The organism is Kaistia nematophila (genome assembly GCF_026343855.1).
Classification (GTDB): Bacteria; Pseudomonadota; Alphaproteobacteria; order Rhizobiales; family Kaistiaceae; genus Kaistia; species Kaistia nematophila.
Window position 1 is genome coordinate 312,998 of the sequence record NZ_JAPKNK010000003.1, and the last position, 19,958, is coordinate 332,955.

Below are 19,958 nucleotides of genomic sequence, written 5' to 3' on the forward strand. Positions count from 1 at the left end.
CCACGCATTTCGGCTCGAAGCGGGTGATATGTCCGGATCGATCGCAGCAAGGACTGGCCAGCCGATTCTGGTGGGTGTCGACGGCGGCGGCACGCGATGCCGGGCCCGCGCCCGCTGGCGCGACGGCACGCCGATCGGCGAATGCATCACCGGCACGGCCAACATCCTGGCCGGCGTCGAGGCGGCGCGCGACAACATCGTCGCCGCCGTCGAGGGCGCGCTGGTCGAGGGCGGCCTCGGCCACGCCGATCTCGGCCGTTGCCTCGTCGGCCTCGGCCTCGCCGGCGCCAACATCCCAGACCTGTCGGAACGCTTCCTCGCCGCCGACCTCCCCTTCGCCCGCACCGCGCTGGAAATGGACGCGTGGATCGCCTGCCGCGGCGCCCATCCGGACGGCAACGGCGCCATCGCCATCCTCGGCACCGGCACCGCCTATGTCGTGCAAACGGGCGGCGTCTTCGTCACGGTCGGAGGCTGGGGCTTCCATGTCGGCGACCAGGGCAGCGGCGCCTGGCTCGGCCACATGGCGCTCCGCCAGGCAGCGCTCGCGCATGACGCGCTGGTCGAGCCGACCGGGCTGACCGACGCGCTGCTGGCGCAGTTCGACGGCAAGCCCGACCGTATCGTCACCTTCTGCAAGACGGCGTTGCCGCGCGACTATGGCAGCTTCGCGCCGCTGGTGTTCGAGCGCGCCGCCGCCGGCGACGCCATCGCCGACGGGATCCTCGCCGAAGCGACCCGCGACATCGAGCTGGCGCTGAACCGGCTGGTCGCGCTCGGCGCGGCGCGCATCAGCCTGCTCGGCGGCCTCGCGCCGCTCTATGCCGAGCGGCTGTCGCCTGAGATTTCGGCCCATATCGCCCCGCCGGCCGGCGACGCGCTCGACGGCGCATTGATCCTGGCCGCGACGCTCCTTCCGGCGGAGGCGCCCGCATGAGCGAATTCGTGCTCGCGCCCGAACAGTTGACCGACGAGGAAGGCGGCCCGCTCTATGTCCGCCTGCAGACGCTGATCCGCGACGCGATCCGCGACGGCCGCCTGCCGACCAATGCCGCCCTGCCGCCGGAGCGCGACATGGCGGCCTCGCTCGGCATCTCGCGCGTCACCGTGCGCAAGGCGATCCAGGGCCTCGTCGCCGAGGGCGTGCTGCGCCAGCGCCACGGCTCCGGCACCTTCGTCTCGCGCACGGGCGGCCGCGTCGAACAGCCGCTTTCGCGCCTCTCCTCCTTCACCGAGGACATGAAGAGCCGCGGCCTGGTGCCGACGGCGAGCTGGCTCGAGCGCTCCGTCGGCATGCCGACCTCGGCCGAGGCGATGATCCTCGGCCTCGCGCCGACCGAGCGGGTCGCGCGCTTCCACCGGCTCCGCCTCGCCGACAACGAGCCGATGGCGATCGAGCGGGCCGTGGTGCCGCTGCGCATCCTGCCGGACCCTTCGATCGTCGCCAATTCGCTCTATGACGCGCTCGATTCCGTCGGCATGCGCCCGGTGCGCGCCGTTCAGCGTCTGAACGCCGAAAGCGTCGGCAGCGCCGACGCCGCGCTGCTCGGCATTGCGGCCGGATCCGCCGCGCTCGCCATCGAGCGCATCTCCTATCTGCCCGATGGCCGCGTGGTCGAGTTCACGCGCTCCCACTATCGCGGCGATGCCTATGATTTCGTAGCCGAATTGAACCTGACCGATGCGTCTCCCCGCTGACGTCGGCATGAGGAATGACACGATGACCACGACCCTGATGCGCGCCGAGATCGACGAAGCCCCGGCCGCCGTCCGACGCCTGCTGGACCAGTCCGGCGACGCCATCCGCGAAGCCGGCGCCCGCCTCCGCGCGCTCGATCCACGCGTCATCGTCACGGTGGCGCGCGGATCGTCGGATCACGCCAGCGCCTTCTTCAAATATGTCTGCGAGATCACCACCGGCGTGCCGGTCGCCTCGCTCGGCCCCTCGATCGCCTCGATCTACAACACGCCGCTGCATCTGCCCGGCGCGGCCGTGATCGCGACGTCGCAGTCGGGCAAGAGCCCCGACCTGCTCGCCATGGTCGAGGCCGCCAAGAAGGGCGGCGCCGCCAGCATCGCCCTCGTCAATGTCGAGGATGCGCCGCTCGCCTCGCTCGCCGACATCTTCGTGCCGCTGCGCGCCGGCCCGGAGAAGAGCGTCGCCTCGACCAAGTCCTACATCACCTCGATCGTCGCCGGCCTCGCCATCCTCGCCGAATGGCGCCAGGACGACGGCCTGCGGGCCGCCATCGCCGCCCTGCCCGACAAGCTCGACGCCGCGCTCGAATGCGACTGGAGCGAGGCGCGCGACACCGTCGTCAATGCCTCGTCGCTCTATACACTCGGCCGTGGCCCGGGCTTCGCCGTAGCGCAGGAAGCGGCGCTGAAGCTCAAGGAAACCTCGATCCTGCACGCCGAAGCCTATTCGGGCGCCGAGCTGCAGCACGGTCCGGTGTCGCTGGTCGACGAGAACTTCCCGCTGATCGCCTTCATTCCGGACGACGCCGCCGCGCCCAGCATGGTCGCGACCGTCTCGGCGCTTCATGCGCGCGGCGCCAAGGTGTTCACCGCGACCGCCGCCGCCATTCCCGGCCCGCGCCTGCCGATCGCGCCGACCGGCCACGCGCTGACGGACCCCGTCTCGATCGCGCTTTCCTTCTACCGCTTCGCCGAAACGGTGGCGGTGGCGCGCGGCTACAATCCCGACAAGCCGCGCGGCCTCAACAAGGTGACGGAAACGATCTAGCCGGGATTGCGCCCACGCCACCTCTCCCTGTGGGAGAGGTGAACAAAGTGGCCGGGTCCCCGCGTTCCCGGCCGTGCCATCCACTCCGCCAACACGGATTCTCAGGAAGAGCCCCATGCCGAACCTGACCGCCTTCTTGGGCGCAGAACTGTTCGACGGCGCCACTCGCCGCCGCGATGTCGCCGTGCTTGTCGACGGCGACCAGGTCGTCGGCATCGTCGGGCCGGGCGGCCTGCCGGAAGGCGCCGAGACCGTCGATCTCGCCGGCGGCCTACTGGCGCCGGGCTTCGTCGACGCGCAGGTGAATGGCGGCGGCGGCGCGCTGCTGAACAGCGCCGCGACCGTCGACGGCATCCGCACCATCTGCACCGCGCACGCCCGCTACGGCACGACGGCGCTGCTGCCGACGCTGATCACCGACACCCCCGCCGTCACCGAGGCTGTGATCACGGCGACGCGCGACGCCATCGCCGCCGGCATTCCCGGCTGCCTCGGCCTGCATATCGAGGGGCCGCACCTGTCGATCGCCCGCAAGGGCGCGCACAACCCCGCCTTTATCCGTCCGATGGACGAGGTCGATCTCGAGCGCCTCGCCTCGACGGGGCTCGACCATGTGCTGACCACGGTCGCCGCCGAAACCGTGCCGCCAGAGCAGATCGCGCGGCTGACGGCGGCCGGCGTGCATGTCGCCATCGGCCACTCCGACGCCTCCTATGAAACCGCGATGGCCGCCTTCAATGCCGGCGCGCGCGGCATCACCCATCTCTTCAACGCCATGAGCCAGCTCGGCCACCGCTCGCCCGGCGTCGTCGGCGCGGCGCTCGACAGCCCCGACGCCTGGTGCGGCATCATCCCCGACGGCCTGCATGTCCATCCGGCCGCGATCGCCAACGCGCTCCGCGCCAAGCGGGCGCCCGGCCGCATCTTCATCGTCACCGACGCCATGTCGACGATCGGCACGACGATGACCGAGTTCGAGCTGAACGGCCGCACCATCACGCGCGAGAACGGCAAGCTGACGCTGGATGACGGCACGCTGGCCGGCTCCGACCTCGACATGGTCGGCGCCATCCGCTTCATGACCGGCACGGTCGGCATCGGCCTGGACGAGACGTTGCGCATGGCCTCGCTCTATCCGGCGCAGTTCCTCGGCATCGACCGCACCCATGGCCGGATCGCGCCGGGCTCTCGCGCCGACTTCGTCCACCTGAACGGCGACCTCTCCGTCGCTGGCGTGTTCATCGGCGGCGAACGCCAGCATTTTGAACCGCTCGCCTGAGCCGGACGGCAAGATGACCGTCACCGCAGCCTTCGACATCGGTGGTTCGAAGATCGAATATGCGCGCGTCGGCCGCGACGGGACGGTCTCGCATCGCGCGACCCTGCCCACCCCACACACGGGCTGGACCGATTTTCGCGACGCCGTCGCCGCGCTCGTCGCCGCCGATGGCAGCCAGGCGACGCGGATTGGCATCTCGATCGCCGGCACCACCGACAGCGCTACCGGCATCGCCGCTGCGGCGAACGTGCCGGCGGTCAACGGCCACCATCTGGAGAACGAGCTCTCCACCGCGCTCGGCATACCGGTCCGGGTCGGCAACGACGCCGATTGCTTCGCGCTCGCCGAAGCGACGGTCGGCGCCGGCCGCGGCATGCCGATCGTCTTCGGCGCCATTCTCGGCACCGGCGTCGGCGGCGGGCTGGTCATCGGTGGGCGCATGGTGCGCGGCGCGCATGGCGTCACCGGCGAATGGGGCCACGGCCCCATCGTCGCCGAGGCGGTCGCGGCGCGCGGCATCCCGGTGATCCGCTGCGGCTGCGGCCAGACCGGCTGCCTCGACAGCTATGGCTCGGCCCGCGGCATGGAGCGCATCCACGTGGCGCTTTCCGGCGAAACCCGCACCAGCCACGCCATCACCGAAGCCTGGCACGCAGGCGACGCCGCCGCGACGCGGACCATCGAGACCTTCGTGGAGCTGATCGCGGGCCCGCTTTCGGTGATCGTCAACACGATCGGGCCTTCGGTCATTCCCGTCGGAGGCGGCTTGTCCTCGGATGCGGCGCTGCTGAGCCTGATCGACAGCGCCGTGCGCGACCGCGTGCTCGGCCGCTACACCGAGACGCTGGTCGTCCCCGGACGAACGCGCGGCGCCAGCGGACTGATCGGCGCCGCCATGCTGGCGGAAGAACTCCCGGCGTGATCAAATCGGACCCATGAAGATCCAGCTCGAAATCTGCGTCGACACGCCGGACGGCCTCGCCGCCGCCATCAAGGGCGGCGCCGACCGCATCGAACTCTGCAGCGCGCTCTCGATCGGCGGGCTCACGCCCTCCCCCGGCCTGATGCGGATCGCCGCCCGGGCCGGCGTGCCGACCTATGCGATGATCCGGCCGCGCGAGGGCGATTTCGTCTTCTCGCCCGGCGAGCTGGACCAGATGCGCCGCGACATCGACGCCGTCCGCGCCGCCGGCCTCGCCGGCGTCGTGCTGGGCGCTTCCGAGCCGCGCGGAAAGCTCGATGCCGAGGCGCTGTTCCACCTGCGCAGCCATGCTGAAGGCATGGGCGCGACGCTGCATCGAGCCTTCGACCTCGTTCCGGAGCCGTTCGAGGCGCTGGAACTCGCGATCGCGCTCGGCTTCGAGCGCATCCTGACCTCGGGCCGCGAGCGCAAGGCCATGGACGGCGTGCCACTGCTCGCCGAGCTGGTGCAGCGCGCCGGCGAGCGGCTGGCGATCATGCCGGGCTCGGGCGTCCGCCCGGAGAACGTCGCCCATATCCTCGACCGGACCGGCGCGCGCGAGATCCACGCGTCCTGCCGGACCGGCAGCCAGACGGTGGCGCCGGAAGCGGTGGCGCTCGGTTTCGCCAACACGCCGCGGATCGACGTCACCGCCGAGGAGAGCGTCGCCAAGATGGTCGAGATCCTGCGCGTGTTCGAGATTCCGCCCTCCGGATAGCTTCAACCGAACATGCCGAATAAGGCACCGAAACGGTTGAAATTGCAGCACTCCCCGGCTTTGACAGCCGGTCCCCGGGCATGGCAGGCTCCCCCTCCGACATGAGGGAATGGCAATGGCCGAGATCGTTTTTGAGCGGGTCACCAAGCGCTATGACGACGGCCAGCTCGCCGTCAACGCGCTCGACCTGAAGATCGCCGATGGCGAGTTTCTCGTGCTGGTCGGCCCGTCCGGCTGCGGCAAGTCGACGGCGCTCCGGATGATCGCGGGGCTCGAGGAGATCTCCGACGGCTCGCTCGTCATCGACGGCGCCATCGCCAACGAACTGTCGCCGCGCGACCGCAACATCGCCATGGTGTTCCAGTCCTACGCGCTTTATCCGCATCTTTCCGTGGCCGAGAACATCGGCTTCGGCCTGAAGGTGCGCGGCTCCGACAAGTCGGAGATCCGCGCCAAGGTCGAGGCGACCGCGAAGCTCTTGGAGCTCTCCGAGCTGCTCGACCGCAAGCCCGGCCGCCTTTCCGGCGGCCAGCGCCAGCGCGTCGCCATGGGCCGCGCCCTGGTGCGCTCGCCAAAGGCCTTCCTGATGGACGAGCCGCTCTCCAATCTCGATGCGCGGCTGCGCGGCCAGATGCGGGCCGAGATCGCCCATCTGCAGAAGATGACCGGCGTCACGACCGTCTATGTCACGCATGACCAGGTCGAAGCGATGACGATGGGCGACCGCGTCGCCGTGATGAACAAGGGCGTGCTGCAGCAGCTCGCCGCCCCCCGCGTGCTCTATGATTCGCCCGCCAATCTCTTCGTCGCCGGCTTCATCGGCTCTCCGCCTATGAACCTGCTTCCGGGCAAGATCGTAGCCACCGAGGCCGGCTATGCGCTGGAGCTCGGCGAACTGACGATCGCCCTCGACGACGCCGCTCTGGACGCGCGGCCCGGCATTCCGCGCTTCGCCGGGCAGCCGATCATCGCCGGCATCCGGCCCGAGGCGCTGCGGCTGCTCGGCTCGGTGACGCCCGGCCCCAGCCGCTTCTCCGGCACGGTGGCCTTCGTCGAGGATCTCGGCGCCAGCCTGCTCGTCCATCTCGATCTCGCCGGCGCCTCGGTTGTCGCGGCCGGCGTGTCGGAGGATGGCGAGGAACTGAGCTCGGCGCGGACGCGGCTTCGCGCCGTCGTCGACGGCGCGCTGCCCGTCGGCAAGGGCGACCCGATCTGCCTCACGGTCGATCCCGCCCGCATCCATCTCTTCGATGCGAAGACGGAACAGGCGATCGGCGCCTGAACGGTAGCAAACCGGCGGAAATGCAACGCGGCGGCGGTCGATTGATGTCGATCAAGGCGGATCGCCGCAGCGGAACCGATACTGGCCTCGTCAGCAAACGGAGGCCACCATGTCCATTCTCGCTCTCAGCGCCATCATCCTCGCCTTCCTCGTCTTCATGGCCGCCGTTGCCTGGGCCGACCGCCAGACCCGCAATCTGAGCTCGGGCCTCCAGCCTGCGCAGGCGAAGGCTTCGATCCAGGCGGCGCGCCCGGCGCGCGGCTGATCCGCCCTATTCCAACTGGCGCAAAGGGCGAGGCTCGGTAGGGGAGCCGACATCGCCGCCGCGCCCTCGCACCGCGCAACAAGCTGAGGGGGCCAGCCGCGCGGTGCGTTGCTCTTTTGGGTCACCGGCCGACCTCCCGTGCGGCGGCCCATCGCCAATCGCCCGGCGAAGATCGCGCCGCGCGGACCCGCCGAGAGGAGCACCCGCCGGGGTTCGCAACGAAAAGTTATCCAGATTGATGCCGTCGGCACCGCGCTATCCGCCATAATTTCGGGCGGACGCAAAGCGTGCAACCGCCGAGGCAAAAGCCATGAAAACTTGTGGTGACAATACCTTAGCTTGCCAGGAGCCCACCGCGCATTCCAGCCGCAGGCGCTACCTTCTGGGATCCGCCATGCTGTTCGGCGCCCTCGCATGGATGGGATCCCCGCCCGTCGCCGAGGCGCAGGCACCGGCGCAGCGGCCCAACATCGTCATGCTAATGACGGATGACACGGGCTGGAACGACTTCGGTCCCTATTCCGGCGGCGGCGCCGGCCTCGGCCATCCGACCCCGAATGTCGATCGCCTCGCCAAGGAGGGCTCGACCTTCACCAACTGGTACGGCCAGGCGAGTTGCACCGCCGGCCGCGCCTCGTTCATCACCGGCCGGATCCCGATCCGCTCGGCGCTGTCGATCGTGGTGGCGCCCGGCGACGAGAACGCGCTCCGCAAGGAGACGCCGACCATCGCCGAGTTCTTCAAGAAAAACGGCTACAAGACCTATTTCTCCGGCAAATGGCATCTCGGCGACAAGCCTGAAGCCTATCCGACCGAGCACGGCTTCGACGAAATGAAGGAGTTCGCCGCCTATTACGCCGGCGTCTATGCCTACAACAACACGTCGAACTGGTTCCATCCCTGGTTCCCGTCCTTCAACGCCGCGTTCAGCCAGGCCTATGACAGCGTCGTCAATCTCGGCGAGTGGGAAGGAACGGCGGGCAAGCCGGCGACCCGCGTCGGCACCATCGACTATGACAGCCTCGCAACCCTCGACATCCGCCAGACGGATTCGGCGATCGACTACATCAAGAAGAACGCCAGGGGCGGCACGCCCTTCTTCATGGACGTCAACTTCATCAAGATGCACAACCCGACCAATGCCGCGCCGGAGTTCCGCGGCCGCTCGCATCTCGGCGACTATTCCGATTCGCTGATGGAGCTCGATACCGACATCGGCCGGATCATGGACACGATCCGCGCCGAGGCGCCCAACACGATCGTCATCCTGACCGCCGACAACGGCGCCTGGCTCGACGCCTATCCGGATGCCGGAACGACGCCGTTCCGCGGCGAGAAGGGCACGGCGTTCGAGGGCGGCTGGCGCGTGCCGGGCATCATGTGGTGGCCGGGCCAGATCCCCGCCGGCGTGCAGAAGAACGAGATGATGTCGCATATCGACGCCTGGGCGACGCTGGCGACGATGGCCGGCCTGACGCCGCCGCCGCATGACTGGGTCGGCAATGACGGCAAGCCGATCTATTTCGACTCGATCGACAACAGCCAGTACATCCTCGGCAAGTCCGACCACTCCGCGCGCAATTCATGGGTCTATATCGACGGCGAGAACTTCCTCGGCGCCCGCATAGACATCGGCGGCGACCCGAAGGAGCCCAGGCTCAACATCGCGTGGAAATACCTCTACACCGCCAAGGATTCCTGGCTCGGCTCGGAGGCCAATCTCGGCTCCATCGGCGCGGTCTACAACCTGACCATGGACCCCTACGAGAAATACGACATGACCTTCAACGGAGCGGCGCCGACCCGCGTGCTGCCGAGCTCGCCGGGCCGCTTTGCCGGCCAGGACAATGGCTGGATCCTCGCCCTGATCGAGCCGGTGATCCTCGATTTCGACAAGTCGATCCTCAAGTACCCGAACATCAAGCGCTATGTCGGCGGCGCCTCGAACGACCTGATCCCCAACCTCCAGCGGCCCGACGATCCGCTGCCGCTGCTGAAGGGCTCGAATCCGCAGGCGAAGGGCAGCGGCGGCTAGCGCCTGCCGTCCTTCCGCCCGGCATCGGGAAGAAGGGGCGCCGGAACCGGCGTCCCTCTTTTTGGTCCGGGAAAGCTCCCCCCCGCCTCAGTGGACGCCCTTGGTGAGACCCTGCACGAAATAGCGGTTCAGGAACAGCGCCATCAGCACGATCGGGATGGTGGAGAAATGCGCCAGCGCGCCGAGCGTGCCCCAGGTGATGTCCTTGGTGCCGAAGGCGGAGAGCAACGCCACCGACAGCGGCTTGGTGTCGGAGTTGGTCAGGAACATCGGTGTCAGGAAGTCGTTCCACGAGAACATGATGCAGAACAGCGCGCTGGCGATGATGCCGGGGACCACGGTCGGCAGGGCGACGCGGTAGAACGCGCCCCAGAGCGTGCAGCCGTCGGTCAGCGCCGCCTCCTCCATGTCGCGCGGCAAGGCGCGGAAATAGGAGAACATCATCCAGGTGACGAAGGCGCAGTTCAGCGTCGTGTTGAGCAGCACCACCGCCCACCAGGTGCCGAGCAGGCCGATGTCGCGCATCATCAGATAGAACGGGATCAGCGTCGCGATGATCGGCACGGTGCGGATCGCCAGGAAGAAATAGGCGACGGCGATGGCATAGCGCCACTTCGCCCGCGCCAGCGCGTAGCCGGCCGGCACGCCGAGCAGCAGCGACAGCACCGTGGTGCCGAGGCTCATCACGATGCTCGACTTCAGCAATTGCCAGACATCGAACAGTTGGAAGATGCGCTCGAAATTCACCAGCGTCGGCGAGAAGGTGAAGCTCGGCGGTGACGAGAAGATCTCGCGCGGCGGCTTGTAGGCGGTCGAGACCAGCCAGAGCACCGGGATCAGGTAGAGGACGAGGATGACGACGAGCGTGGTGCGCTCGAGGGCGATCTGGCGGGCGCGGGCTTTCATCTCTCGTTGGCCCTCACATCGGCCCGGCGGATCAGCAGGGTGAACACGGCACAGAGGACGGCGATGCACAGGATGGCGACGTTGCCGATCGCCGAGGCGAAGCCGATATTGAAGAACTGGAGGCCCTGCTTCACGCCGAAGACCATCAGCGAATTGGTGGCGTCGCCGGGACCGCCGCCGGTGGTGACGAAGATGATGTCGAAGACGCGGAACGCGTCCATCACGCGCAGCACCAGCGCCAGGAACACGGTCGGCAGCAGAAGCGGCAGCACGATCATGCGGAAGCGCTGCAACGCCGTCGCGCCATCCGCCGAGGCCGCCTCGAGAATGTCGCCCGGCAGCGACTTGAGGCCGGCGAGCAGGATCAGCGCCACCAGCGGCGTCCACTCCCAGACGTCGATCAGGATCACGACCGGCAGCGCCGCCGTCGTCGAGGCGAGGAAGCCGCGCGGGCCGGAAATGCCCCATTCGGCCAGGTAATAGCCGAAGAAGCCGTAATCGACGGCGAGCAGCGCCCGGAAGATCAGGCCGACGACGACCGGCGTGATGGTGACCGGGATCAGCAGGAAGGCGAGGCAGATGCGGTTGAAGCGACCGTCGCGCCAGAGCAGCAGCGCCAGTCCGAGCCCGATGGCGAATTCGAGCGCCACCGCGGCGAAGGTGAAGACGAAGGTGTTGATCAGCGCCCGCCGCGCCGTCGAATCCGTGAGCAGCTCCGCATAGTTGGCGAGACCGACGAAGGTCCGCCGGCCGCCGCCGCGCAGAAGATTGTAGTCGAAGAACGAGTACCAGATGCCCTGCGCCAGCGGCCACAGCGCAACCAGCACGACATAGACCACGGCAGGAATGGTGAGGGCGAGGAGGAAGAGCCTGCGCCGATCCTGGAAGCGCAGGCCGGTTGCCTTGCGCTGGGGGAAATCAATGGAGCCGACGGACGTCGTGGCCAATGCGGAACACCCTAGCTGGATCTGTATCGTCAAAGCGGAAGCATCGGTACGCTTCCTTACCCCTCCGCGGGGGAGAGGCAAAGGCCGGGTTCCACCCGGGCAATCCGACCCCAGATCTCACCCGTCCGATATCGAGAGCGTATCGCCCCAAGCAGAGCCATCAGGGCAACAGCTCCCTGCGCCACGGACAGGGAAGAATCCGAGCGAGAGCGCGACGCCCTCGCCCGGATCACAATCGGCTCAGAACAGCTTCTCAGCCTTTTCCTGCACTTCGTCGAGCGCCGCCTTCGGGTCGGTGCCGCCGACCAGAACCGCGTTCACGGCGGTGCCGAGCAGGTCCTGGATCTCCGGATACTGCGGAATGCGCGGACGATAGTCGCCGTCGGCATTCTCGAACGACTTGGCGATCACCGGCAGGTAGGGGAACTTCTTGTTCAGGTCCGGGTCGGCCAGTGTCGACTTGCGGATGTAGCTGCCGGCGCCTTCCAGGTTGAATTCCTTCTGGATTTCCGGGCTGGTCAGCCACTTGATGAACTTCCAGGCGGCTTCCTGCTGAGCAGGGTCGATGTCGGCGTTGATGCCCATGCCCCAGCCGCCGAGGCCGTACTTGACCGGCAGGCCCTTGGCGACCGGCGTCGTCGTAATGGCGACGTTGTCGACGATCTTCGACATCGACGGGTCATAATAGCCGGGCGCGCCGACCGACCACGTCTCCATCATGGCGACCAGGCCCTGGCGGAAGCTCTCCTCGCGGCCGCCCCAGTCATAGTCGACGGCGCCGGGAGGGGCCGCCTTGTCGAACAGCTCCTTGTAGACCTTGAGGCTGTTGATATTGGCTTCCGAATTGATCGCCGGCTTGCCGTCCGGGCCGAGCACCGAGCCGCCGAGCTGGGCGTTGTACTGCAGCCAGTCCTGAGCCACCGCCGGCCCCTTCTGGCCATTGGCGACGAAGCCATACTGCTTCTTGGCCGGGTCGGTCAGCTTGTAGGCCGCCTCGACGAACTCTTCGGCCGTTTCCGGCACCTTCAGGCCGGCCGCCTCCAGCAGATCCTTGCGATAGGCGAGCACCGCGGCGTAACCCGCGAACGGGAAGGCCACCTGCTTGCCGTCATACTGGCCGATATACTTGATGGTCGACGGGTAGATGTCGTCGAGCTTCATCTCCTCGGCGTCGCGCTTGATCCAGTCGGTGAGGTCGACGGTGTATTTATTGTCAGCATACTGGCCAGCCCAGACGATATCCATCGTCACCAGGTCGTAATTCTTGGTATGGCCGACGAAATCCGCCTGGGTCTTGGTGAGGAGAGAGCCGTAGTCGAGAATGTCGACCTTGACCGTGGCGCCCGTCGCTTCCTCGAACTTCGGGGCCAGCTTGGCGATCACCGGTGCGAACTGGTCGTTCTGCGAGGCGAGGTTCAGGGTGATACCGGCCAGCGGCTTGTCTGCGGCGTGGGCCGCGCCCGCGATTCCCACGTAAACAAGCCCGGCGACTCCGAGCTTCAACAGCGATGCGGTGCTCATTCCTATGACTCTCTTTCATTGCGACAAGGGTCACGGCGGAGCTTACATCAAACAATACCGCACTCAAGAATTACCTTCTATTTCGCGTGCGGCGGCCTTGAGCAGATTTCATCAAGGTGATTTATTAAATTGGCAGCCTGCCTAACTTGAAGTCAGCTTGCAGAGCGATGTTTCCGATAGAACAATCTCAATGTTCGTTTGTAAACCTTTGGCCCGCATATTACCGCGAATTCGCGCTTCGCTGCAAAAGTGAAGGCAATCCAGCGATTGCCTATTTTTACATCGCGCGCAGAGAAGCGGCAATAAGCTACGATGCAATCCTTCCCGAATGAGGGTGCTCCGCATGACCGTTTGTCCACAACTCGCCGAACTGGAACGGAAAATCGCCGCCGACCTGACCTGGATCGAGGCGGCGCCGAAGGCCTGGATTCCGGCGCGCGGCGGACCGGAGGGCGCGCCCGTGCAGGATGTCGTCGTCATCGGCGCCGGCCTTTCCGGCCTCTCGATCGGCTTCGGGTTGAAGCGGCAGGGTGTCGTCAACGTGCTGCTGCTCGATTCCCGCGCCGAGGGCGAGGAAGGCCCCTGGCTGACCTGCGCGCGCATGGACACGCTGCGCTCGCCCAAGCACCTCGCCGGCCCCGACCTCGGCGTGCCGAGCCTCACCTACCGCGCCTGGCACGAGGCGATCCACGGCGCCGAGGCTTGGGAAAGCGTCGGCAAGATCAGCCGGGAAGACTGGATGGAATATCTGCGCTGGTATCGCCGCGTCACCGGCCTCGCCGTCCGCAACGAGACGACGCTGATCGCCATGGAGCCCTATCCGGACGGCCTGGCGCTTTCCGTCGAGGGGCCGAACGGCCCCGAGCGGATCTATACGCGCAAGGTCGTGCTCGCCACCGGCATCGAGGGCGCGGGCGGCCATTCCGTGCCGGCGATCGTCTCAGAAAGCCTGCCGCGCGACGCCTGGACCCATAGCGGCGAGCGGATCGACGTGACGCGCCTCGCCGGCCGCGACGTCGGCATCCTCGGCTCGTCCTCCTCCGCCTTCGACTGGGCGACGGCGGCGCTCCGCGCCGGCGCGCGCTCGGCGACGCTCTTCGGCCGCGCCACCGAGTTCTCCCGGACGGAAGTGCTGGCCTGGACCAATTTCCCAGGCTTCCTCGGCCATTTCGCCGATCTCGACGACCTGCGCCGCTGGCGCTTCATGCGCCGCTTCTTCGATTTCAAGACGCCGCCGACGACGGAGATGTTCAACGCCGCGCGCGCCTTCCCGAATTTCCGCCTCGAGCTCGGCTGCCCGCCCGAGCGGCTCGGCATCGAGGATGGCCGCATCCGTCTCGACACGCCGCGCGGCCGGTTCGATTTCGACCATTTGCTGCTCGGCACCGGCTATGACATCGACTTGAGCCGCCGGCCGGAGCTCGCCAATCTCGTCGACGACATCGCGCTCTGGTCGGACCGCTTCGTGGCGCCGGAGGGCGAGGCGGATGCGAGCCTCGGCCGCTATCCCTATCTCGGCCGCGCCTTCGAATTCACCGAGAAGGTGCCGGGCAGCGCCCCCCACCTCGCCAACATCCATGTCTTCAACAATGGCGCCGTGCCCAGCCTCGGCCCGATCTGCAACGGCATCACCGGCCTCAAATACGGCGTGCCGAGGATGGTCGCGGCGCTGACAAAGGGTCTTTTCCTCGACGACGCGGACCGGCACTATGCGGAGTTGATGGCCTATGACGAAGTTCACTTCCGCGCTGATAACTTAAAAAAGTAATTCCGAGGAAACCCATGGCCCTTTCTCCGCGCACCGAGCCTGACACGGTCGACGAGCTGCTCGTCGAGGTCCGGTTGTTCAGCGCCGAGTTCCCCGTGCTGCTGGCAAACCATCTGCCCATGATCATCGTGGCGCTCGATCGGCTGGGCGCGTCGAGCGAGCGGCTGCGCGAGTATTTCGAGACCTATCGCACCACCAACGGGCTGGTGCCGACGCCGCCGCCCGTGGCGCCGATCCAGCGCGACCGCTGGACCGACGCGCTCGGCGACCGCACGCGCGAATACGACTATCGAGCCTTCTTCGAAGCGGAAGTGCGCCGGATCGGCATCGATTCCGCGATCCAGACCTACCTGCCGACCTTGATCCCCGGCATCGGCGCGAGCGCCACCCACGGCATGATGCGGACCGCCTACGGCCTGATGCGGATGGACCCGACCGAGGTCGGGACGGCGCTCGGCTACTGGTCCACGACGTATCTCTCCATGCCGCGCGCCACCGGCGCCACGCCGACCACCGACGATCCCGGCCAGGTCCTGGCGCGAGCCTGCGGGCTGGCGGACCTGCACCAGATCGAGGCGGAAACCGACCTGCTCTGGCACAACATCCGCGCCGCCGGCGAGAAGCCGGATTTCGCGCCGGTCGTCGACTGGCTGGAAATCGGGCCCGACACGGGCCGCCGCCTCGCCGCGACCTCGCTGGCGCTCTTCGCCGCGACGATGGACTTTTCCGCCCTGCACGCGCTGACCGGCTCGCACTGGATCCGCCTTATCGGCCCGCATCTCGACGAGGCCGACCGGCCGGCGCTGCAACGCTATTTCTGGCAGATCATCGCCTCGCTGGTGCCGAAGATCGGCTTCCCGAGCCTGCCCAGCGCCGAGCAGCTCGACGAATGGCGCCATTTGCCGGCGCCCGGCTGGCCCGAAATCGCCGCCGTCGCCACCCAGTCCGACGACGAGCACGACATCAGCCTGGTCTTCTCCGCCCGCGAGGAGGAAGCCGTGTATGGCGACCGCCTCTACCGCGTCGTCGCCGCCCGCCGGATGGGACTGATCGCCTGATGCCATCGCTGCAACCGACCCTGGTGGTCGCCGGCGCGCGCGCCGTCGACGGCCGCCCGATCGACATCCTGATCGCCGGGGAGACCATCGCCGCCATCGTGCCCGCCGGCGAGGCGCCGGCCGATCGCGACCGCATCGACGCCGGCGGCCGGCTGGCGACGCCTTCCTTCGTCGAAGGCCACATCCATCTCGACAAGACGCTGCTCGGCCTGCCCTTCATTCCGCATATCCCCGGCGATACCGTCGCGCTGCGGATCGCCGCCGAGAAGGAACTTCGCCGCACCGTGGCGCTGCCCGTCGAGGAACGCGGCGGCCGGCTGATCGAGCAGATCGCCGCCTTCGGCACCGGCAGCCTCCGCAGCCATGTCGACATCGACACCGAGGTCGGGCTGAAGGGCCTGCACGCGCTGCTGCGACTCAAGGAGCGCTACTGGGACCTGGTCGACATCCAGATCGTCGCCTTCCCGCAGAGCGGTATCCGGATCGATCCCGGCGTCGCCGACCTGCTCGACGCGGCGATCCGCGAGGGCGCCGACCTCGTCGGCGGGCTCGACCCGGCCGGCATAGACCAAGACGTCACCGGTCATCTCGACGCCGTCTTCGCCGTCGCCGGGAAGCACGGTGTCGGCGTCGACATCCATTTGCACGATTCCGGCCCGCTCGGCGCCTTCGAGCTGCGCCAGATCGCCGCCCGCACCGTGGCGCTCGGGCTCGAGGGCAAGGTCGCCGTCAGCCACGCCTTCGCGCTCGGCCAGATCGACGATTTCGAATTTTTCCGCACCGCCGAGGCGCTGGCAAACGCCCGCGTCTCCATCATGACCAACGGCCCCGGCCCCGTCGCCATGCCGCCGGTCAAGCGGCTGAAGGCCGCCGGCGTCACCGTCTTCGCCGGCTCCGACAACATCCGCGACGCCTGGTCGCCCTATGGCGATGGCGACCTGCTGCGCCGCGCCCAGATCATCGGCTACCGGCAGGAATTCCTGGCCGATCCCGACCTGGAACACGCCTTCTCGATGGTCACCGAGATCCCGGCAAGCGTGCTCGGCATAGGCCATTACGGTCTAGCGCCGGGCAACCGCGCCGACATCGTCCTGCTCGACGCGGCCTCGGTGCCGGAGGCGGTAGCCGGCTCGCCGCGCGGCCGCACTGTGATCAAGCGCGGAAGGCTGGTAGCGCTGGAGGGCGTGCTGACGTCGCGGGACTGACGGGACGGCCCTCGCGAACGTGAACGGTGTTAATCCTTAGGGATGATTGGATTGGCAGGCAAAAGCTGCCATCTGTTGCCAATCGCCCCTGAATTTCGGAACGGCCCGACGTCGCGCTCGCGAACGCCCGCCACCACAACAAGAGCCCGTCTCATGCGTTTGCCAGATCCATCCGGCGTCGGCCCCGCGCCGGCGCCCGCGACGATTTCCGCGCCCTTGACCTTCCTGATGGCCGCCGCCTGCGGCGCCATCGTCGCCAACCTCTACTACGCCCAGCCGCTGATCGCCCTGATCGGCCCGGATGTCGGGCTGCCGCCGAAGCTCGCCAGCCTCGTCGTGACGCTGACCCAGATCGGCTACGGCCTCGGCCTGATGCTGATGGTGCCGCTCGGCGACATCATCGAGAACAAGAAGCTGGTGCTGATCGCCGTCGGCGTCACCGCCTTCGCGCTGCTGCTCGCGGCCGTCGCGCCGAGCGCCCTGCCCTTCCTGGGCGCGGTTCTGTTCATCGGCATCTGCTCCAGCATCGCGCAGGTGCTGGTGCCGATGGCGGCCCATATGGCGAGCGACGCCGAGCGCGGCCGCACGGTCGGCAACGTCATGGGCGGGCTGATGGTCGGCATCCTGTTCGCCAGGCCGCTCGCCGGCGTGCTGGCCGATTTGATCGGCTGGCGCGGCGTCTTCTTCGCCTCCGCCGCGCTGATGATCGGCCTGGCGCTGCTGCTGCTCCGCCACCTGCCGCAGCGCCATCCGCATTCCGGCCATACCTACGCGCAGCTGATCGGCTCGCTCTGGTCGATCTTCCGCGATACGCCGATCCTGCGCCGCCGCGCCTTCTACCAGTTTGCCCTGTTCGCCGATTTCAGCCTGTTCTGGACCAGCGCGCCGCTCGAGCTGGCGGGCGAGCCCTTCCACCTGACGCAGACGCAGATCGCCGTCTTCGCGCTCGCCGGCGCCGCCGGCGCGATCTCGGCGCCGTTTGCCGGCCGCCTCGCCGATCGCGGCTTCGGCCGGATCGGCACCGGCCTCGCCATCGCTGGCGTGCTGATCGCCTTCGCGCTGTCCGGCCTCGTCTCGGTCGGCTCGATCGCGGCGCTGGTGATCGCGGCGATCCTGCTCGATTTCTGCGTCCAGGCGAACATGGTGTTCGGCCAGCGCTCGCTCTTCATGCTGGCGCCGGCGATCCGCAGCCGCCTGAGCGGCATCTATGTCGCCACCATCTTCATGGGCGGCGCCGTCGGCTCGGCCATCGCCAGCCCGCTCTACGAGACCTTCGGCTGGGCCGGCATCCTGACGGCGGGCATCGCTTTCCCGCTCGCCGCCTTCCTGTTCTACCTGACCGAACTCTTCGGCAGCCGCGCCGTCGCGCGCTAGTCCCGAAACGACGAAAGCCCGGATCGGTTCTCCGATCCGGGCTTTCGAATATCTTCAGCGCCGCCGGGCAAGGCCCGGCGACCTTCCGGTCGATCAGTCCATGCGGACGCCGCCGGTGACGTTGATGCCCTGGCCGGTCATGAAGCGGGCCGCGTCGGAGGCGAGGAAGACGACGACGTCGGCGACATCCTCCGGCTCCTCGATGCGGCCGAGCGGGGTCAGCGAAACATATTCGGCGCGCACCGCTTCCGGCGTCATGCCGCGGAGTTCCGCTTCCCAGATGATCTCGCGCTCCTGCATGGCGGTCTTGACGAAGCCCGGGCAGACGCAGTTGACGCGGATGTTCTTCGGCGCCATTTCACGCGCCAGCGCCTGCGTCCAGCCGAACACGGCGAACTTCGAGGCGGAGTAATGCGCGAGCAATGGCGCGCCGACCTTGGCGGCCAGCGAAGCTGTGTTGACGATCACGCCCTTGGTGTTGCTGGCCAGGAAATGCCGGCAGGCGATCTGATTGGCGAGGAAGACGCCGCGCGCGTTGACGTCGAAATTGAAGTCCCATTCCTCGTCGGTGATGTCGACCGCCGGCCGCATGGTCGAGACGCCGGCATTGGCGCAGAGCAGGTCGAAGCCGCCCAGCGCGTCGATTGCCTTCTGCATCGCCGCGTCGACCGAGGCGCGCTTGGTGACGTCGACCTCGACGGCGAAGCCGCCATTCTCCAGGCCTGCCACGACGGCCTGTGCCGCCATCACGTCGAGATCGGCGATCGCCACCGTCGCGCCCGCCTTGTCGAGGGCCCGCGCGATCGCCGCGCCGATGCCCTTCGATCCACCGGTGACGATTGCCTTGCGCCCTGAGAGATCGAAAATGCCGGCCATGTCGTATGTTTCCTTGCTCGAAATGCCGCCCCAACAAAACGCAATTGCGAACACTTTACAACGGCCCGGCGCGAATTAATGTTTGCAAATGTTCGTTCATGTTGCAGTTTAAACACCCGGGAAGGAGACTGCGATGCCAGCCGACGCCATGACGGGCTCCGCGACGGGCCATGAACTCGAGCAACCCGAACTCGCGGGCAGCGACTATGGCCGCATGCCGGCCGGCGCGCGCCAGTCCCTCATCCTCGACCTGATCGAGCTGCACGGCTTCGTCTCCGTGTCGAAGATTGCCAGCAATCTCAGTGTCTCCGAGATGACGATCCGGCGCGACCTGGTGTCGCTGGAGGAACGCGGCCTGCTCGCCCGCACGCATGGCGGCGCGGTTTCCTCCGCCTCCGACCCGCGCGAGGTGTTCGATCTCGAGGAGCCGGCCTTCAAGCGCCGGCGCCACCGCAACGCCCGGGGCAAGAGCGCGATCGCCACCGCCGCCGCCGGCCTGATCGGGCCGGGCGAGACCATCGGCATCGATGTCGGCACCTCGACGCTGACGCTCGCCGAGGCGGTGGTGAATCGCGCCGATCTCCGCGTCTTCACCAACAGCCTGCGCGCCGCCATGACGCTCTCCGCCTCGAAAAGCCCGGTCTATGTGCTGGGCGGCGAGGTGCGCGATCCCGAACAATCCGTGGTCGGCTCGCGCGCGGTCGGCGAACTGCAGAACTACAACATCGATCGCGTCTTCATCGGCGTTTCCGGCCTGATCGAGGCCGGCTTCTTCGACTATTCGGTCGAGGACACCGAGGTGAAACGCGCCTTCATCGCGCGCGCCGACCAGGTGGTCATCCTGTGCGATTCGTCCAAATTCGATCACCGCTCGCTGGCGCGGGTGTGCGAACTCTCCGGCGTCGACATCCTGGTGACCGACGCCGCCCCGCCCGCCCATCTCGCCAGGGCGCTCGAAGCCGCCGGCGTCGAAGTCCTCGTCGCCGGAGCCGAGCCCGAAACCCAAACCGACTGATC

Annotated in this window: 18 protein-coding genes; 14 read left to right on the forward strand and 4 right to left on the reverse strand. The window is 67.8% G+C overall.

Annotation, left to right across the window (positions count from 1 at the left end):
• Positions 1-28 precede the first annotated feature (28 nt).
• From OSH07_RS09950 to OSH07_RS09990, 9 genes are all read left to right on the forward strand, one after another.
• The gene (locus OSH07_RS09950; protein ID WP_266338477.1) at positions 29-937 is read left to right on the forward strand and encodes a glucosamine kinase nucleotide-binding domain-containing protein; all 909 of its coding nucleotides are present in this window, start codon (positions 29-31) and stop codon (positions 935-937) included.
• Positions 934-1,698, forward strand: coding sequence for a GntR family transcriptional regulator (locus OSH07_RS09955; protein WP_266338478.1), 765 nt, complete (start codon positions 934-936; stop codon positions 1,696-1,698). The genes OSH07_RS09950 and OSH07_RS09955 overlap by 4 nt, the downstream gene beginning before the upstream one ends.
• A 22-nt stretch (positions 1,699-1,720) precedes the next feature.
• Positions 1,721-2,746 carry an SIS domain-containing protein gene (locus tag OSH07_RS09960; protein ID WP_266338479.1) on the forward strand — a complete coding sequence of 342 codons (1,026 nt, stop codon included), beginning with the start codon at positions 1,721-1,723 and terminating at the stop codon, positions 2,744-2,746.
• 115 nt (positions 2,747-2,861) lie between these two features.
• A complete protein-coding gene (gene nagA / locus OSH07_RS09965) occupies positions 2,862-4,025 on the forward strand; it encodes an N-acetylglucosamine-6-phosphate deacetylase (RefSeq protein WP_266338480.1) in 1,164 nt (387 codons plus the stop codon).
• A gap of 13 nt (positions 4,026-4,038) precedes the next feature.
• On the forward strand, positions 4,039-4,947 hold the full coding sequence (locus OSH07_RS09970) for an ROK family protein (protein ID WP_266338481.1): 909 nt from the start codon (positions 4,039-4,041) through the stop codon (positions 4,945-4,947).
• Positions 4,948-4,960: 13 nt separating this feature from the next.
• Positions 4,961-5,704 (forward strand): copper homeostasis protein CutC, encoded by a 744-nt coding sequence (locus OSH07_RS09975; RefSeq protein WP_266338482.1) that lies wholly within the window; start codon positions 4,961-4,963, stop codon positions 5,702-5,704.
• A 115-nt stretch (positions 5,705-5,819) separates the two neighbouring features.
• Positions 5,820-6,986, forward strand: a complete 1,167-nt coding sequence (locus OSH07_RS09980) for an ABC transporter ATP-binding protein (protein ID WP_266338483.1) — start codon at positions 5,820-5,822, stop codon at positions 6,984-6,986.
• A 109-nt stretch (positions 6,987-7,095) separates the two neighbouring features.
• On the forward strand, positions 7,096-7,251 hold the full coding sequence (locus OSH07_RS09985) for a hypothetical protein (RefSeq protein ID WP_266338484.1): 156 nt from the start codon (positions 7,096-7,098) through the stop codon (positions 7,249-7,251).
• A gap of 394 nt (positions 7,252-7,645) precedes the next feature.
• Positions 7,646-9,286 carry an arylsulfatase gene (locus tag OSH07_RS09990; protein ID WP_266338485.1) on the forward strand — a complete coding sequence of 547 codons (1,641 nt, stop codon included), beginning with the start codon at positions 7,646-7,648 and terminating at the stop codon, positions 9,284-9,286.
• Between the two features lie 87 nt (positions 9,287-9,373).
• On the opposite strand, the gene OSH07_RS09995 is transcribed toward OSH07_RS09990, so the two are convergent.
• From OSH07_RS09995 to OSH07_RS10005, 3 genes are all read right to left on the reverse strand, one after another.
• Positions 9,374-10,192, reverse strand: coding sequence for a carbohydrate ABC transporter permease (locus tag OSH07_RS09995; RefSeq protein WP_266338486.1), 819 nt, complete (start codon positions 10,190-10,192; stop codon positions 9,374-9,376).
• The gene (locus OSH07_RS10000) at positions 10,189-11,139 is read right to left on the reverse strand and encodes a carbohydrate ABC transporter permease (RefSeq protein WP_266338487.1); all 951 of its coding nucleotides are present in this window, start codon (positions 11,137-11,139) and stop codon (positions 10,189-10,191) included. The genes OSH07_RS09995 and OSH07_RS10000 overlap by 4 nt, the downstream gene beginning before the upstream one ends.
• Before the next feature lie 240 nt (positions 11,140-11,379).
• Positions 11,380-12,660: an ABC transporter substrate-binding protein gene (locus OSH07_RS10005; RefSeq protein WP_266338488.1), complete on the reverse strand. Its 1,281-nt coding sequence runs from the start codon at positions 12,658-12,660 to the stop codon at positions 11,380-11,382.
• A gap of 343 nt (positions 12,661-13,003) precedes the next feature.
• On the opposite strand from OSH07_RS10005, the gene OSH07_RS10010 reads away from it, so the two are divergent.
• From OSH07_RS10010 to OSH07_RS10025, 4 genes are all read left to right on the forward strand, one after another.
• The gene (locus OSH07_RS10010) at positions 13,004-14,428 is read left to right on the forward strand and encodes an FAD/NAD(P)-binding protein (RefSeq protein ID WP_266338489.1); all 1,425 of its coding nucleotides are present in this window, start codon (positions 13,004-13,006) and stop codon (positions 14,426-14,428) included.
• Positions 14,429-14,442: 14 nt separating this feature from the next.
• Positions 14,443-15,486: a questin oxidase family protein gene (locus tag OSH07_RS10015; RefSeq protein WP_266338490.1), complete on the forward strand. Its 1,044-nt coding sequence runs from the start codon at positions 14,443-14,445 to the stop codon at positions 15,484-15,486.
• A gap of 8 nt (positions 15,487-15,494) precedes the next feature.
• A complete protein-coding gene (locus OSH07_RS10020) occupies positions 15,495-16,691 on the forward strand; it encodes an amidohydrolase family protein (protein ID WP_266338664.1) in 1,197 nt (398 codons plus the stop codon).
• Positions 16,692-16,844: 153 nt separating this feature from the next.
• The gene (locus OSH07_RS10025; RefSeq protein ID WP_266338491.1) at positions 16,845-18,065 is read left to right on the forward strand and encodes an MFS transporter; all 1,221 of its coding nucleotides are present in this window, start codon (positions 16,845-16,847) and stop codon (positions 18,063-18,065) included.
• 93 nt (positions 18,066-18,158) lie between these two features.
• Here OSH07_RS10025 and OSH07_RS10030 read toward each other — a convergent pair whose 3' ends face one another.
• Positions 18,159-18,941 (reverse strand): SDR family NAD(P)-dependent oxidoreductase, encoded by a 783-nt coding sequence (locus OSH07_RS10030; RefSeq protein ID WP_266338492.1) that lies wholly within the window; start codon positions 18,939-18,941, stop codon positions 18,159-18,161.
• 133 nt (positions 18,942-19,074) lie between these two features.
• On the opposite strand from OSH07_RS10030, the gene OSH07_RS10035 reads away from it, so the two are divergent.
• Positions 19,075-19,956 carry a DeoR/GlpR family DNA-binding transcription regulator gene (locus OSH07_RS10035; RefSeq protein ID WP_266338493.1) on the forward strand — a complete coding sequence of 294 codons (882 nt, stop codon included), beginning with the start codon at positions 19,075-19,077 and terminating at the stop codon, positions 19,954-19,956.
• The last annotated feature ends 2 nt before the right edge of the window (positions 19,957-19,958 follow it).